The 15,969-nt window shown below is 70.1% G+C and carries 10 protein-coding genes and 1 pseudogene; 8 read left to right on the top strand and 3 right to left on the bottom strand.

Going from position 1 to position 15,969, the window contains the following annotated elements:
* Positions 1-973: L-rhamnose isomerase (rhaI, locus tag BHU15_RS30850; RefSeq protein ID WP_069630144.1), on the bottom strand; the 973-nt coding region annotated here is incomplete at its 3' end.
* A gap of 252 nt (positions 974-1,225) precedes the next feature.
* On the opposite strand from rhaI, the gene BHU15_RS30855 reads away from it, so the two are divergent.
* The 6 genes from BHU15_RS30855 to BHU15_RS30880 all read left to right on the top strand — a co-directional run bounded on the left by BHU15_RS30855 (position 1,226) and on the right by BHU15_RS30880 (position 8,431).
* On the top strand, positions 1,226-2,755 hold the full coding sequence (locus BHU15_RS30855; protein WP_069630145.1) for a sugar ABC transporter ATP-binding protein: 1,530 nt from the start codon (positions 1,226-1,228) through the stop codon (positions 2,753-2,755).
* A complete protein-coding gene (locus tag BHU15_RS30860; RefSeq protein WP_069630146.1) occupies positions 2,752-3,804 on the top strand; it encodes an ABC transporter permease in 1,053 nt (350 codons plus the stop codon). The genes BHU15_RS30855 and BHU15_RS30860 overlap by 4 nt, the downstream gene beginning before the upstream one ends.
* Positions 3,801-4,817, top strand: coding sequence for an ABC transporter permease (locus BHU15_RS30865; protein ID WP_023537155.1), 1,017 nt, complete (start codon positions 3,801-3,803; stop codon positions 4,815-4,817). The genes BHU15_RS30860 and BHU15_RS30865 overlap by 4 nt, the downstream gene beginning before the upstream one ends.
* A gap of 61 nt (positions 4,818-4,878) precedes the next feature.
* Entirely contained in the window at positions 4,879-5,967 is a 1,089-nt protein-coding gene (gene rhaS / locus BHU15_RS30870; protein WP_069630147.1) for a rhamnose ABC transporter substrate-binding protein, read from the top strand.
* An 8-nt stretch (positions 5,968-5,975) separates the two neighbouring features.
* Positions 5,976-7,394 carry an L-fucose/L-arabinose isomerase family protein gene (locus BHU15_RS30875; protein WP_069630148.1) on the top strand — a complete coding sequence of 473 codons (1,419 nt, stop codon included), beginning with the start codon at positions 5,976-5,978 and terminating at the stop codon, positions 7,392-7,394.
* Complete coding sequence (locus BHU15_RS30880) at positions 7,394-8,431, top strand: LacI family DNA-binding transcriptional regulator (protein ID WP_069630149.1); 1,038 nt, start codon at positions 7,394-7,396, stop codon at positions 8,429-8,431. Before BHU15_RS30875 ends, BHU15_RS30880 begins: the two co-directional genes overlap by 1 nt.
* Positions 8,432-8,526: 95 nt before the next feature.
* Here BHU15_RS30880 and BHU15_RS30885 read toward each other — a convergent pair whose 3' ends face one another.
* Complete coding sequence (locus BHU15_RS30885; protein ID WP_255293253.1) at positions 8,527-11,793, bottom strand: alpha-L-rhamnosidase; 3,267 nt, start codon at positions 11,791-11,793, stop codon at positions 8,527-8,529.
* A gap of 385 nt (positions 11,794-12,178) precedes the next feature.
* Here BHU15_RS30885 and BHU15_RS30890 point away from each other — a divergent pair, with 385 nt between their 5' ends.
* Positions 12,179-14,545: a discoidin domain-containing protein gene (locus tag BHU15_RS30890; protein WP_031228804.1), complete on the top strand. Its 2,367-nt coding sequence runs from the start codon at positions 12,179-12,181 to the stop codon at positions 14,543-14,545.
* An 81-nt stretch (positions 14,546-14,626) separates the two neighbouring features.
* On the opposite strand, the gene BHU15_RS30895 is transcribed toward BHU15_RS30890, so the two are convergent.
* Entirely contained in the window at positions 14,627-15,361 is a 735-nt protein-coding gene (locus tag BHU15_RS30895) for a cupin domain-containing protein (protein WP_069630151.1), read from the bottom strand.
* Positions 15,362-15,594: 233 nt separating this feature from the next.
* On the opposite strand from BHU15_RS30895, the pseudogene BHU15_RS30900 reads away from it, so the two are divergent.
* A pseudogene (locus tag BHU15_RS30900) lies at positions 15,595-15,969 on the top strand (hypothetical protein); the annotation flags it as partial.

Below are 15,969 nucleotides of genomic sequence, written 5' to 3' on the forward strand. Positions count from 1 at the left end.
CGGCGGCCAGCGCGTCCGCGTCGACCAGCAGTGCCTTCGCCGTGGCCTCCTGGACGTTCATCACCGAGCGGATGACCGCGGGGACCTTCTCCTCGATGTTGTGGCACTGGTCGAGCATGAAGGCGATGTCCGCCGTGAGTCCGCCGCCCCGGATCACCTCGTACATGATCCGGAAGAGCTGGAACGGGTCGGCGGCGCCGGCCATCAGGTCGTCGTCCGCGTAGAAGCGGGAGTTGAAGTCGAAGCCGCCGAGTTTCCCCTCCCGCAGCAGGATCGCGACGATGAACTCGATGTTCGTGCCTGGCGCGTGGTGGCCGGTGTCGACCACGACCTGGGCCTTCTCGCCGAGGCGCAGACAGTGGGCGTACGCCGTGCCCCAGTCGGGCACGTCGGTGGCGTAGAAGGCGGGCTCGAACAGTTTGTACTCCACCAGCATCCGCTGGTCGTCGCCGAGCCGTGCGTACACGGCGTCCAGTGCCTCGGAGAGACGGTCCTGGCGGGCGCGGATGTCGTCCTGGCCTGGGTAGTTGGTGCCGTCGGAGAACCAGAGCTTGAGGTCGCGTGACCCCGTCGCGTCCATGATGTCGACGCACTCCATGAGATGCCCGAGCGCCTTGCGGCGGACCGCCGCGTCCGGGTGGCACACGCTGCCGAGCTTGTAGTCGTCGTCCTGGAAGACGTTGGCGTTGACGGTGCCGAGCTTCACGCCGCGCTCGGCGGCGTACGCGGCCAGTGCGCCGTAGTCGTCGACCTTGTCCCAGGGGATGTGCAGCGCGACGGTGGGCGCGACGCCGGTGTGGGCGTGCACGCGGGCCGCGTCGTCCAGTTTCTCCTCGGGGGTACGGGGCACGCCGGGCCGGGCGAAGACCTTGAACCGGGTCCCGCTGTTGCCGTACGCCCAGGACGGCGTCTCGACGGCCTGTGCCGCGAGGGCCGCCTTCACGGCGGAGATGTCGGATCGGCGGCTCGTCATCCCTCAACGCTCCATTCAGCAGCCATGAATCGATTCATCATGGGCGATGATGAGCCGGGCCGACCAGCGTGTCAAGGCCCTCGCTCACCGCCACCGGGCCATCCGGCAGGCCATGCGCAAGAGTCGAGGCTTTCCGGTGCACGCCCATTGACGCGAAGCGCTCGGCCCGTCTAGCTTCCGGAAAAGTTGAATCCTTTCACGAGTGACGTGACGACATCAGCTGACCACATCAGCCCCGCCGAGGAGCCCGCCATGGAAAAGCCCGACAAGGGCCCGGCCCCTGTCCTGGCGCTGAGAGGAGTCTCCAAGTCCTTCGGAGCCGTACGGGCCCTGCACGACGTCTCCCTGGAACTGCGGTCCGGTGAGATCCACGCCCTGGCCGGTGAGAACGGTGCGGGCAAGTCCACCCTGATCAAGACGCTCGCCGGAGTCCACCGCCCCGACGAGGGCCAACTCCTCCTCGCCGGCGACCCCGTGGTCTTCCACGGCCCCGCCGACGCCAGGAACGCCGGGATCGCCGTCATCTACCAGGAACCGACGCTCTTCCCCGATCTCTCGATCGCCGAGAACATCTTCATGGGCCGTCAGCCCCGGCGCTCCGCCGGGCGTATCGACCGCAAGGCCGTGCACCGCGCGACGGCCGCCCTGATGAGCAGACTCGGGGTCGCGCTCGATCCGCAGCGGCCCGCGCGCGGACTGTCCATCGCCGACCAGCAGATCGTCGAGATCGCCAAGGCGCTCTCCTTCGACGCGCGCGTCCTGATCATGGACGAGCCGACGGCCGCGCTCACCGGCGGTGAGACCGCCCGGCTGTTCGCCGTCGTACGGACGCTGCGAGCGGAAGGCGCGGCGGTGCTGTTCATCTCGCACCGGCTGGAGGAGATCTTCGGTCTCTGCTCGCACGTCACCACTCTGCGCGACGGCCGGCATGTCGCATCCGAGCCGCTCGACGGGCTCACCGAGGACGACCTCGTACGCCGGATGGTCGGCCGCGATCTGGACGACCTGTATCCCAAGGCGGCGGCCGAGCCCGGGGCGACGGTGCTGTCCGTGCGCCGGCTGACCCGTGAAGGTGTCTTCAGGGACGTGTCGTTCGACGTGCGGCGCGGTGAGATCGTCGCCCTGGCCGGGCTGGTGGGCGCGGGGCGCAGCGAGGTGGCGCAGGCCGTCTTCGGGGTGGACCGCGCCGACGCGGGCGAGGTACGGGTCGACGGCCGGGTGCTGCCCGCCGGTTCGCCGACGGCAGCGATGGACGCCGGGCTCGCGCTCGTGCCCGAGGACCGGCGGCTGCGCGGTCTGGTGATGGAGATGTCCATCGAGCGGAACATCGGACTGACGGGGCTGCGCAGCGTACGCCGGCGCGGACTGGTCAGCCGGGCGCTCGAACACGGGCGCGCCGCCGACTGGGCGGTGAAGCTCCAGCTGAAGTACAACAGGCTCGCCGATCCGGTGTCCGTCCTGTCCGGCGGCAATCAGCAGAAGGTCGTCCTCGCGAAGTGGCTGGCCACCGACCCGGCCGTGCTGATCGTGGACGAGCCGACGCGCGGCATCGACGTCGGTACGAAGGCCGAGGTCCACCGGCTGCTCTCGGCGCTGGCAGCCGACGGGCTCGCCGTGCTGATGGTGTCGTCCGATCTTCCCGAGGTGCTGCGGATGGCCGACCGGATTCTGGTGATGCACGAGGGGCGGCTCACCGCCGAGATACCGCGGGAGCGGGCGACGGAGGAGACAGTGATGGCCGCGGCCACCGGGCGTACGGCGGAGAAGGAGCCGACCCCATGACCAGCACCCTCCACAGGCCCACCCCCGATCCCACCCCGCCGGCGCCCGCCGAGGAGGGCCGGTCGGCCCGGTCGCTGGTCGACGCGGTCTTCCGCGCCCGGGAGATCGCGATCGGCGGCGCGCTCGCGCTGCTGATCCTCGGCACCTGGCTCGCCAACCCCGGCTTCCTCGACGACCAGGGCGTCAAGGACCTGCTGCTCAACTCCTCGATCCTGGTGCTGCTCGCCGTCGGTCAGTCGGTCGTCGTGATGACGCGCAACATCGACCTGTCGGTCGGTTCGGTCGTGGGTCTCACGGCGTTCGCCTGCGGCCACTTCGTCGCCGGCACCGACCACAGCGCGCTCACCGTCGTGCTGCTCGGTATCGCGCTCGGCACCGTCTGCGGACTGGTCAGCGGCGCGCTCGTCAGCTTCGGCCGGGTGCCCGCGCTCGTGGTGACGCTCGGGATGCTCTACATCATCCAGGGCATCGACCACGCCTGGGCGCACGGCGAGCAGATCAACGCCGCCAACGTCCCCGACGGGGTGCTGTCCCTCGGCTCGGGCAGCGTCCTGGGGGTGCCGTATCTGCCGCTGATCTCCGCCGCCGTACTCGCCGCGACCGGCTACTTCCTGCGCACGTACCGCAGCGGTCGTGAGCTGTACGCGATCGGGTCGAGCCCCGACGCCGCGCGGCTGGCGGGGATTCCCGTACGCCGCCGGATCCTGGCCGCGTACGCCTTCTCCGGCGCCGTCGCGGGCTTCGCGGGCGCGCTGTGGCTCGCCCGCTTCGGCACCGTCGTCGCGGACGCGGCCAACGGCTGGGAGCTGACCGTCGTCAGCGCCGTCGTCGTCGGCGGTGTGGCCATCACGGGCGGTACGGGGAGCGTCTGGGGCGCGGCGCTCGGCGCGCTGCTGCTCACCACCATCGGCAGCGCGCTGGTCGTCCTCAAGGTCGACTCCTTCTGGCAACAGGCCATCACCGGCGTGCTGTTGCTCGCGGCCATCACCACCGATCGCGTCGTGCAGGTGCGTACGACCAGCGCGCTCAGGAAGAGGAGCCGACGATGACCGCCAGGACGGCGAAGACGAGATTCCTGCGCTGGGACACGGCCGTCGGCATCCTGCTGATCGCGGTCTTCCTGGCCGGCACCGGCACCACGGACGGGTTCGCCCACACCGACAACCTCTCGGCCGCTCTCGGTGACGTGTCCGAGATCGCGCTCATCGCGCTGCCGATGACGCTGCTGGTGGTCGCCGGGCAGGTGGATCTCTCCGTGGCGTCGATGCTGGGGCTGTCCAGCGCGCTCGCCGGTTCGCTCTGGCAGGCGGGCTTCGCCTTCGAACTGATCGTGCCGCTCTGTCTGTTGGCGGGCGCGGTCGGCGGGCTGCTCAACGGCTGGCTCGTCACCCGCGTCGGGCTGCCCTCGCTGGCCGTCACCATCGGCACGCTCACGCTGTACCGGGGGCTGGCGTCGGTCATCCTCGGTGACGAGGCGGTGGCCGACTTCCCCGAGACGTACGCCCGGTACGCGGCGTACACGGAAACGGTGCCCGGCACGTTCGTCCCGTACCCGGTGGCGCTGTTCGCGGTGCTCGCCGTCGTCACGGCGATCGCCCTGCACTGCACGGGATTCGGCCGTTCGCTGTTCGCGATCGGCGCGCAGGAGGACGCCGCGTGGTTCGCGGGCATCCGGGTCAAGCGGCTCAAGCTGGTGCTGTTCGTGGTGTCCGGTCTGGTCGCGTCGTTCGCCGGGATCGTCTACACCCTGCGCTACGGCAGCGCCCGCGCCGACAACGGGCTCGGTCTCGAACTGGTCGTCATCGCATCGGTGTTGCTCGGCGGCGTCGACTTCGACGGTGGCAAGGGCACGCTCGGGGGCGCCGTCGCGGGTGTGCTGCTGATCGGGCTTCTGACGAATCTGCTGACCCTCAACGACATCTCCAACGAGATCCAGGTGATTGTCACCGGGCTGCTGCTCGTGGCCTCCGTGCTGACGCCCCGGATCATCGCCGTGTTCGCCGAGCGCCGACATCGGCGTACGGCGGCCGAAGAATCCGTCCCGGTCTCCGCCGCGCCCTGACTTCCCACGTACCTCCCGACATCCCGACCTCCTGACGTCCCGATCCCGAAAGGCACCCACCATGCTGTCGCAGGCCCGCACCCGACGCCGCGCCGTCGTCACCGCATCCGCCGCGCTCTGTGCCCTGACCCTCGCCGTGTCCGGCTGCTCGGGCACGACGAAGGACTCCGTCAAGGACGACGCCCCCGCCGACGCGGGCGACGCCAAGGCGAATCCGGACGCCCCGCTGAAAAAGGGCCTGAAGATCGCCTTCCTGCCCAAGCAGATCAACAACCCGTACGAGAAGATCGTCGACGACGCGGGCATCGCGGCGGCCGGCGAGATCGGCGCCACCGGCAAGGAGGTCGGGCCCTCCAACGCGAAGGCGTCGTCGCAGGTGTCGTACATCAACACCCTCATCCAGCAGAAGCAGGACGCGATCCTCATCGCGGCCAACGACCCGAACGCGGTCTGCGGGCCCCTCAAGCAGGCGATGAAGCAGGACATCAAGGTGGTGGCCTACGACTCCGACACCGCCAAGGACTGCCGTCAGCTCTTCATCAACCAGGCCAGCTCCGAGGAGATCGGCCGCAGCCAGGTCCGCAACATCGCGAAGCAGCTCGGCAACAAGGGCGAGATCGCGATCCTGTCGGCGACGCAGAACGCGACGAACCAGAACACCTGGATCGACTTCATGAAGGACGAGCTGACGAAGCCCGAGTACAAGGACATGAAGCTGGTGAAGGTCGCGTACGGGGACGACCAGGACCAGAAGTCGTTCCAGGAGACACAGGGGCTGCTGAAGGCGTACCCGAACCTCAAGGGGATCATCTCGCCGACGACCGTCGGCATCGCGGCGGCGGCCCGCTACATCGGCGACTCCTCCTACAAGGGGAAGGTCGTTCTGAACGGTCTCGGCACGCCGAACCAGATGCGTAAGTACATCGAGAACGGGACGCTCGACCAGTTCTCGCTGTGGGACCCGAAGAAACTCGGCTATCTCGGCACGTACGCGGCGGCGGCGCTGGCGTCCGGGCAGATCACCGGGGCCGAGGGCGAGAAGTTCAAGGCGGGCGAGCTGGGCGAGTACACGATCGGCGAGGACGGCGAGATCATCCTCGGCCCGCCGACGGTCTTCGACGCCGAGAACATCGGCGACTTCGACTTCTGAGCGGCACGATGAACGCGTCAACCACCGCTCGCCGCAGCCGGATCGGGCTCGTCTCCGGCGGGCTCGGCGCGTACTGGCCCCAGTTCCCCGACCTGCTGCCCCAACTGAAGCTTTCCGCACGGCGTGTGACGGAGCGTCTGGCGGCGTTCGACGCCGAGGTGGTGGACGTCGGATTCGTCTCCGACGCCCAGGAGGGGGCGGCGGCGGCCGAGAAGCTGCGGGCCGCCGACTGCGATCTGATCGTCGGCTTCCTCACCACCTACATGACGGCGACGATGCTCGTACCGGTCGCGCAGCGCAGCGGCGCGCCCGTGCTGCTCATCAATCTCCAGCCGACCGAGGCGATGGACCACGCCACGTTCGGCACCGGTGAGTGGCTGGCGTACTGCGGCGCCTGTCCCCTGCCGGAGATGGCGAACGCCTTCGAGCGCGTCGGGGTGCCCTTCCGTTCCGTCTCCGGCCATCTGGAGGACGAGCGGGCCTGGGAGCGGATCGGCCGGTGGATCCGGGCGGCCGGGGTGCGCGGCGCCCTGCGCAAAGGCCGGCACGGTCTGATGGGCCATCTGTATCCGGGGATGTACGACGTGTCGACGGACCTGACGATGGTGCCGGCCAACCTCGGCGGCCATGTGGAGGTGCTGGAGTTCGACGATCTGCGGGTCCGGGCTCCAGGGGCCGGCGAGACGGCGGTGGCGGCGAAGCTCGCCGAGACACGCGCGGCGTTCGAGATCGCGGAATCCGTGGTCGAGGAGGACCTGGTGTGGGCGGCCAGGGTGGCGGTCGGGCTGGACCGGCTGGTGGACGACTTCGCTCTCGACTCACTGGCGTACTACCACCGGGGTCTGGAGGGGGAGATCCACGAACGCCTCGGCGCGGGCATGATCCTCGGCTCCTCGCTGCTGACGGCGCGCGGCATCCCCGCCTGCGGGGAGTACGAGCTGCGCACGTCACTGGCCATGCTGATCACCGGCCGGCTCGGCGCGGGCGGCACGTTCACCGAGCTCCAGGCGCTGAATTTCCGCGACGGCGTGGTGGAGATGGGCCACGACGGACCCGCGAACCCGACCGTCTGCGCGCGCCGCCCTGTGCTGCGCGGCCTCGGCGTCTACCACGGCAAACGCGGCTGGGGAGTGTCCGTCGAGTGCGACGTACGGCGGGGTCCGGTGTCGCTCGTGGGACTCGGCCAGTCCAGGGACGGTCGCTACAAGCTGGTCACCGCGGTGGGTAAGGTGGTCGAAGGCCCGCTGCTGGAAATCGGCAACACCACCTCGCGTGTCGACTTCGGCCGCGACCCGGGCGAGTGGACCGACGCGTGGAGTGCGAGCGGAGTGGGACACCACTGGGCGCTCGCCGCCGGCGACATCATTCCGGAGCTGCGCGCGTTGGCCGGTCTGAGCGGTCTGGAGCTGGTGGAGGTCACTGACTGATGGCGCAATCGGTGGGTATCAAGGACGTCGCCCGAGTGGCGGGCGTCTCCGTCGGCACGGTGTCGAACGTGATCAACCGGCCGGACTCGGTGGCCGAGGAGACGCGGGCGAGGGTGCTGTCCACCATCGAGCGTCTGGGCTACGTGCGCAGTGAGTCGGCCCGTCATCTGCGGGCGGGCCGCAGCCGCATCATCGCGCTGCTGGTGCTCGACATGGCGAACCCGTTCTTCGTGGACGTGGCCACCGGCGCGGAGCGGGCGGCCCGGCAGTCCGGGCTCGGCGTGATGCTCTGCAACAGCGCGCAGAGCAGCAGCGAGGAGGCCGAGTATCTGGGGCTCTTCAGCGAGCAGCGGGTGCGTGGCGTGCTGATCACGCCGACGGACGAGACCGGCCGGAATCTGGAGAGCTTCCGGCGGCAGGACATCCCGTACGTCTTCGTGGACCGGGTGGTGCCGAGCACCGAGGGCTGTTCGGTGTCCGTGGACGACGTCACCGGCGGGGCGCTCGCGATGCGCCACCTGCTTGCCCAGGGGCACACCGACATCGCGTACGTGTCGGGGCCGCTGCATCTCGCGCAGTGCCGTGACCGGCGGGCGGGCGCGCTGCTGGCGCTGGAGGAGGCCGGGCTGCCGGCCGACCGGCTGCGGGTGGTGGAGGCGCGGCGGCTGGACGTGCCGGCGGGGCGTGACTCCGGGGCGCGGCTGCTGGGGCTGCACAGCAGGCCGAGCGCGGTGTTCTGCGCGAACGATCTGCTGGCGCTGGGGGTGCTTCAGTCGATGTACGGGGCGGGGGTGGCGGTTCCGGACGAGATGGCGCTCGTGGGGTACGACGACATCGAGTTCGCGTCGGCCGCCGCCGTGCCGCTGACGTCGGTGCGGCAGCCCGCGTCGCAGATGGGGCGGCTCGCCGCGGAGCTGCTGATCGAGGAGACCGGCGAGTCGGCGGCCGACCATCGGCACAGGCGGATCGTGCTGCAGCCGGAGTTGGTGGTACGGGAGTCCTCGATGCCGCGCGCAGGCGGCGCGCACCGGATCTGACGCACCGTCACCATGCCGCGGAGTCACGCTCGGCCTGTGTCGCCGGGCGGGCCCGGTGGCCCGTCCGGCGACAACGGCGGCGGCTTCCGGCGGGGTCAGCCCCGGGCCACGAAGTCCCACGCCCCGTGTCCGGCGCGGTAGACCTGGAAGCCGGGCTCCGTACGGACGTACGTGACGCCCTTCGGCGCGCTGACCTTGTCCTTGCGCTCGGCGGGCACCTGGATCTCGGCGCTCGCCCCGACCGGTACCTTCACGGTCAGCCGCAGGTCGCGGCCGACCTTGGACCAGGCGACGGACGCCGGTCCCCGTACCGTACGGATCGACGTACGCGCCCAGCTGACCCCGGTGCGGGCGTCGGGGCGGACGGTGAAGGTGCGGTAGCCGTCGTCGCCGGGGCGCAGGCCGGCCACGTTCTCGTACAGCCACTGGGTGACGGTGCCCTGGAAGTAGTGGTCGCGGGAGCGGGAGTCGAGGTGCCACATCTCCCACATGGTGTCGGCGCCGTTGTCGAACCAGTAGCCCCAACTGGGGTAGGTGCGCTGGGTGGCGATGGCGTGGGCGACGTCCGGGTGACCGTGCGCGGACAGGACGCGCAGCAGCACGCTGGTGCCGAGCGCGCCGGTGTTGAGGTGGTTGCCGCGCTCGGTGATGTCGGCGACGAGGCTGTCCACGACGGAGGCGCGGGCGCCCGGGGGGACGAGGCCGAAGGCGAGCGGGACGGCGTTGGAGGTCTGCCGGTAGTCGGGGTCCTTGGCGGTGCTGTAGTGGCCGGCGTCGTTGAGGAACTCCGCGTTCAGGGCGTCCTTGAGGGCGGTGGCCGCCGTTCGGTAGCGGGCGGCCACGTCGTCGTGGCCCAGCACGTCGCCCATCTCGGCGGTGTCCGTCAACGCCCGGTGCAGATAGGCGGTCGCGGTGAGGCGGGTGTCCTCGGGCGGGTTGCCGCCGTAGCCGGGCGGCAGGTAGTCGCCGAGGGCGGTGACGGCGAGGCCGTCCACGAGGCGGTCCAGCTCCCAGTCCAGGTAGCGGGTGAGGACGGTCCAGTGCCGCCGAGCGATCTGGTCGTCGCCGTACACCCGGTACACCTCGCGCACCAGGAACGGGTAGACGGTGGTCCACTCGGGGGACGGGCCGAGGTCGCCGTAACCCCAGCCGCCGCTCGGGACGATCACCGGCAGTTGTCCGTCGGCGTTCTGACTGTCACTCAGATCGTCCAGCCACTTGCCGAGGAAGCGGTGGACGCCGAAGGCGTACGCGAGGGTGGGCGCGCCGAGTTGGGCGTCGCCGGTCCAGCCGTTCTTCTCGTACATGGGGGTGTCGGTCGGGATGCCGTGCAGGTTGTTCAGGAGGGTACGGCGCATCGCCTTGTCGAGCTTCTCGTAGAACGGCTCGGAGCAGGAGAACGCGCTGACCTCGTCGACCTTGGTGTGGACGACGCGGCCGAGCACGTCGGACGGCTCGGGGCGGGCGGGCAGGCCCTCGATCTGTACGTAGCGGAAGCCCTTGTACGAGAACGACGGCTCCCACACCTCGGGCTTCGCGCCGCCCGCGCAGATGTACTCGTCGCGCTGGAAGCGGCCGGGTACGTGTCCGGTCTCGGCGTGCACACTGCCGTCCGCCTTCAGCTTCTCACCGTGGGTGAGTGAAACAACCGTGCCCGCAGGTGCCTTGACGGTCAATCGGGTCCAGCCGGCGGTGGTCTGCCCCATGTCCACCACGTACACACCCGGGCGCAGTTCGCTGATCCCGGTGGGGGTGAGGGTGTCGATGATCTCGATGGGGTCGTGCGGCTGGGCGCGCAGGGCGCCCTTCGGTGCCTCCTGGGCGCCCGGGGCGCGCCAGCCGCTGTCGTCGAAGCCGGGCCGGGTCCAGTTCGCGGGCGCCAGGCGCGCGTCGTACGTCTCCCCGGCGTAGAGGGAGTTGGTGAGGGTGGGGCCCTCGGTCATGCGCCAGTCGGTGTCGGAGACGACGGTGGTGCGGGTGCCGTCGGGGTGCTCGGCCTCCAGCCGGCACAGGAGCCGGGGCTCGCCGTGCCAGGGGGGCTGGTGCCAGTTCCAGACGTTGGGGGTGGTCATGCCGTAGAAGCCGCGGCCGAGGGTCACGCCGAGGGCGTTGTCGCCCCGTCGCAGGAGGGCTGTCACGTCGTGCACGGCGTACAGGACGGTCTCGTCGTAGTCGGTGAAGCCCGGGTCGAGCACCTGCTCTCCGATGGGCTTCCCGTTCAACTCGGCGACGTAGTAGGCGAGTCCGCTGATGTAGAGGCGGGCGCGGGTGACCGGTTTGCGTACGGCGAACTCGCGGCGCAGCAGGGGCGCGGGCGCCTCGGGGCGGGCGACGGACACGTCGTCGCCCCAGGGGCCCTCGCCGTAGGGGGCGAGGACGGTGGCGGCGGCCCACCCGCTGTCGTCGAAGTCCGTTCGCTGCCAGCCCTGTTGTTCGGTCTCGAAGGTCAGCCAGTCGCCGCCGGTGGCGAGTTCATGGCTGCGGCCGTCGGTGGTCCGCACGACGAGGCGGGCGATGAAGCCGCCGGGGTTGACGGAGGCGCCGCCCCGGTTGGTGGCGACGGCGGCGAGGACGACGCGCCGCCCGGCCGCCTTGACGGCCTCGGTGACATCGGCGGTCCTGCCGGTGCGCCAGCCGTCCTGCTGCTGGGGCGCGTGCGCCACCTGGGCGCCGTCGATGTGGAGGGTGAAGTCGTCGTCGGCGGTGGCGACGAAGGCGGCGCTCTCGACGCCGGCGCCGGCGGGGAGGTCGAGGGCGGCGCGGAACCACCGTGGTCCGGCGGGGGCGTTGCCGGTGGTCGCGCCCTCGGTCCAGATCCAGGAGGCGCCTTCGAGGCCGAGCGGTGCGGGGCCGGCGTCGGCGCCGATCCAGGTGGCGCCCCACTTCTCGCCGCCGAGTGCGGTCTCCCACCAGCCGGCGGTGCTCCAGGCCGAGACATCACCGTCGCCGTCCCAGACACGGACCTGCCAGTGGCAGCGGGTACGGGGTGGCAGAGCGGGTCCGGCGTAGGGGACGGCGACGGTGCGGGAGGAGGTCACCTTGCCGGTGTCCCAGAGGAGTCCGCGGCCCTTGGCGAGGTCGCGCGGGTCGGTGGCGGCCCTGATCTGGTACGCGCGCTGCCCGGCGCCGTGCCCGTCGGCCGTCAGCTCCCAGGAGAGCAGCGGTGCGGGGTTGTCGGTGCCGAGGACGTGTTCGGCGTACTCGACCTTGGCGGCGACGACGCGCAGCCCGGCGCCTCCTCGATCCGGCCTGTCTCCCTTGGCGGGTGTGGCGGCCGAGGCCGCCGGGCCCGCGGCGAGCGAGACGATCCCGGCGCCCGCGCCCACGGAGGTGCCCAGGAGACCTCTGCGTGTCCAGCCCATGCCCATGCCCGCCCCTTTGATTGAATCGTTTCATGTCCCGTGTCAAGAATCGTAGAGCCGATCCCCGAGGGCTCACAAGAGGTGCGCATGGGGCCGCCGTGGGCTTCTCGTGCGACATCGATTCTTGCTGTGATCAGGGAGAGTTTTGCGACCGGATGGCGAACGGACGCCCCGTGAAGTACCGGCGCGATCAAAGGAGTTGAGTCGCGCCGAGATCGCCGCGGACGTCAACTTGCCTACATATGAGGGGTGATGCGGCGATACGCAACCACGAGGAGTTCTCGGCGGGCATTCATTTCTTGCACGGATTCATAGACTTCCTGCGGAACCACTTCTAGCCTTTTCGCGTCCGCAGAGTCCCTACGAGCCGCAAGGACGTAAGTCTGTGACATCTCCCCCAAGACGCCGCCTGCTGCGCCGCGGTGTGTCCGCCTCCCTCTCCGCCTCCCTGGCTCTCGCGACGGTGGTGGCCGGGACGGCCGCCGTCGTCGTCATGTCCGCCGCCCCCGCGGCCATGGCCGCCGGAGTCCCCGCCCCCTCACCCATCGGCATCCCCGGCCGTGGCGCCACCGTGCCCTTCGTGGAGCACGAGGCCGAGTACGCCGCCACCAACGGCACCCTGATCGGCCCCAACCGGCTGTACGGATCGCTTCCCTCGGAGGCCTCCGGACGGCAGGCCGTGACACTCGACGCGGTCGGTGAGTACGTGGAGTTCACCCTCACCAAGCCGGCCAACGCGATGACCTTCCGCTACTCGCTGCCCGACAACTCCGCGGGGACCGGCCGGGACGCCGGGATCGACGTACGGGTCAACGGCAGCCAGCTCAAGAACGTGCCGGTGACCTCCAAGTACGGCTGGTACTACGGCGGTTACCCGTTCAACAACAACCCCGGCGACACCAACCCCCACCACTTCTACGACGAGACGCGCACCATGTTCGGCTCCACCCTGGCGACCGGCACCAAGGTCCGCCTCCAGGTGTCGTCGACCGCGCAGTCCCCCACGTTCACCATCGACCTGGCCGACTTCGAGCAGGTGGCCGCGCCGATCGGCAAGCCCTCGGGCGCGCTCGACGTCGTCGCCGACTTCGGCGCCGACCCGACGGGAGCCGCCGACTCGACCGCCAAGTTCCAGGCGGCGGTGGCCGCCGGGCAGGCGCAGAACAGAACCGTCTACATCCCGCAGGGCAACTTCGAGATCCGCGACCACATCGTGGTCGACCAGGTGACGCTCGCCGGGGCCGGACCCTGGTACAGCGTCCTCAAGGGCCGTCACCCCACCGACCGCAGCAAGGCGGTCGGCGTCTACGGCAAGTACGCCAACCAGGGTGGCAGCAGCAATGTCACCCTCAAGGACTTCGCCATCATGGGCGACATCCGTGAGCGCGTGGACAACGACCAGGTCAACGCCATCGGTGGCGCGCTGTCGAACTCCGTCATCGACAACATCTGGATGCAGCACACCAAGTGCGGTGCCTGGGTGGACGGTCCGATGAACAACCTCACCATCAAGAACAGCCGCATCCTGGACCAGACGGCCGACGGGGTGAACTTCCACTACGGCGTCACCAACTCCACCGTGACCAACACCTTCGTCCGCAACACGGGTGACGACGGTCTGGCCATGTGGGCGGAGAACATCCCGAACGTCAACAACAAGTTCACCTTCAACACGGTGATCCTGCCGATCCTGGCGAACAACATCGTCACGTACGGCGGCAAGGACATCACCATCTCCGACAACGTCATGTCGGACACCATCACCAACGGCGGCGGCCTGCACATCGCCAACCGCTATCCGGGTGTCAACTCCGGTCAGGGGACAGCTGTTTCGGGCACGCACACCGCCGCACGCAACACACTGATCCGGGCCGGGAACAACGACTTCAACTGGCAGTTCGGTGTCGGCGCGGTGTGGTTCAGCGGGCTCAACGAACCCATCAACAACGCCACGATCAACATCACCGACACCGAGATACTCGACAGCTCCTACGCCGCGATCCATCTGATCGAGGGCGCGACGAACGGGCTGAACTTCAAGAACATCAAGATCGACGGCGCGGGTACCTACGCGCTCCAGATCCAGGCACCGGGCAAGGCCAGCTTCGAGAACGTCAAGGCCACCAACATCGCCCAGTCCAACAAGATCCACAACTGTGTGGGCGCCGGGTTCCAGATCACCCAGGTCGGCAGCGGCAACTCCGGCTGGTACTCCAACCCGCCCGCCTGCACCGGTGTGTGGCCCGCGCCGCAGTGGACCAACGGCGGTGTGCCCGGCGGCCCGGTGGACCCCGGCGACCCGACGGACCCGCCGACCGACCCGCCGGGTGACGAGGGCAACCTCGCCCAGGGCCGTCCGGTCACCGCGACCGGCCAGGTGCAGTCGTACGGCCCCGGCAACGCGGTGGACGGCAACGCCGACACCTACTGGGAGAGCACCAACAACGCCTTCCCGCAGTCCATCACCGTGGATCTCGGCGCGGCGAAGAACGTCGACCGGCTGGTGCTGAAGCTTCCGCCGGCCGCCGCCTGGGGGACCCGTACGCAGACCCTGAGCGTCTCGGGCAGCACCGACAACGGGACGTACACCTCGCTCAAGGCATCGGCGGGTGTCACCTTCAACCCGTCGAGCGCCAACACCGCCACGGTCACCCTGCCGGGGACGGCGACCCGTTACGTACGGGTGACCGTCACCGGGAACACGGGCTGGCCGGCCGCGCAGCTCTCCGAACTGGAGGTCTACGCCGACTGATCCGACGCGGGGCGGTACGCCGGTCCGGCCGGCGTACCGCTCCCCCGTGCGTACCGCTCCCCCGTGTGCGACGGGTTCGGCTCACACCGCGTAGGTGTCGAGCCGCCCGCACATCCCGAACCTGCCGTGGGCTCCGGGCAGTCGGGCGTGTACGCGCGCATCGGCGAGGTGCGACGCGTCGCCCTCGGTGAGCCGGTCGAGCTGGACGCCGGTCTGCCGCGCGGCCTCGGCCGCGCCGGTCTCCCAGCGCGCCCGCCAGTCGTCGAGCCTCGGCCGGACCAGCGCGCCGGCCGCCCGGTGGAAGTCCAGCAGCGGCTTCTCGTCCCCCGCGTCCCACGCCGCGCGCAGTGCCGCGAAGCCCTCGACGGCCAGATCCCGGCGGCGCCGGGTGAACGCCGCCTGCTCGGCCTCGCTGCCCTCGGGGACGCGGACGACGCGGCCGTACGTCTCGGGGTCGGTCAGGTGTTCCGGTGGCAGGGTCAGTACGGCGTCCCCGGCCTCGGGCAGTCCGTTGTTCTGCATCAGCACGACGATCCGCAGACCGTCCTCGTTGACGAGACGGTGGATGGTGCCGGGGGTGAACCACACGAGGGCGCCCGCCTCCAGCGCGGTGCTGGCGAATCCGCCGGCGGTGAGGGTCTGTACGGCGCCGCGTCCCGCGGTCACGACGTACCCCTCGGAGCAGGTCAGATGCAGATGCGGGGTACCACCGCGCAGGCCGTCGGCGGCCTCCCAGTCGTACACGGTCAGATGCGACACGGCGACGGCGCCGGGGAGACCCGCGAAGCCGGCGCCGGTGTCTCTGTCTGTCTCTATGTCTGCGGATGAGCCGGTGCGGGACGTCGTCAACACTCCCCTTCGAAGGCAGTTGAGTAAGCGCTTTCTGTCCGAACGTAGATCCGCCCCGTGCCCGTGTCAACGGCGAGTGTGGGATTCTCAACTCGGCCTGGAACCAACGCGATCCCGGGGGCGTCCCCCCATGCGGTCGCGGTGAGGTGGGCGACCAGGCGCATGGTCACGGGGAACACCCGATTCAGGGGGATACAGGGTTGGCACAGGCAGCATCCGGCACCGCGCAGGCGGACCTGCAACAGAGGAAGCTGGCGGCGGAACTGAGGGTCCTCGCCGCCGAGCCCGCCTTCGAACTGCGCAGTACGGAATTCATCGACCTCGCCCATGACCTGGAGCAGGGGACGCGTCTCGACCGATGGGCGGACGTGGATCTGGTGCAGGCGTTCGTACGCCCGGAGAGTCTGGCCCAGCCGCCACCGGCGCCTCGCGCATCGCTGTTCGCGCAGCTCCGGGTGGCGCTGGCGGCCAAGGCGGGCGCCGGGGCACTGGCACGCACGGTCCGTGACGAGCTGCGTCAACGGCCCGTCCGGGAGGGCTTCCTGGAAGCCGTGCTGGGCGTGCTGGTGTTCGTC

Source organism: Streptomyces niveus (genome assembly GCF_001723055.1).
GTDB lineage: Bacteria > Actinomycetota > Actinomycetes > Streptomycetales > Streptomycetaceae > Streptomyces > Streptomyces niveus.

Bases quoted from the DNA above. Each gene is read 5' to 3' on its own strand.
- BHU15_RS30855 (WP_069630145.1), top strand. From the start codon at position 1,226: ATGGAAAAGCCCGACAAGGGCCCGGCCCCTGTCCTGGCGCTGAGAGGA.
- BHU15_RS30860 (WP_069630146.1), top strand. From the start codon at position 2,752: ATGACCAGCACCCTCCACAGGCCCACCCCCGATCCCACCCCGCCGGCG.
- BHU15_RS30865 (WP_023537155.1), top strand. From the start codon at position 3,801: ATGACCGCCAGGACGGCGAAGACGAGATTCCTGCGCTGGGACACGGCC.
- rhaS (WP_069630147.1), top strand. From the start codon at position 4,879: ATGCTGTCGCAGGCCCGCACCCGACGCCGCGCCGTCGTCACCGCATCC.
- BHU15_RS30875 (WP_069630148.1), top strand. From the start codon at position 5,976: ATGAACGCGTCAACCACCGCTCGCCGCAGCCGGATCGGGCTCGTCTCC.
- BHU15_RS30880 (WP_069630149.1), top strand. From the start codon at position 7,394: ATGGCGCAATCGGTGGGTATCAAGGACGTCGCCCGAGTGGCGGGCGTC.
- BHU15_RS30885 (WP_255293253.1), bottom strand. From the start codon at position 11,793: ATGGGCTGGACACGCAGAGGTCTCCTGGGCACCTCCGTGGGCGCGGGC.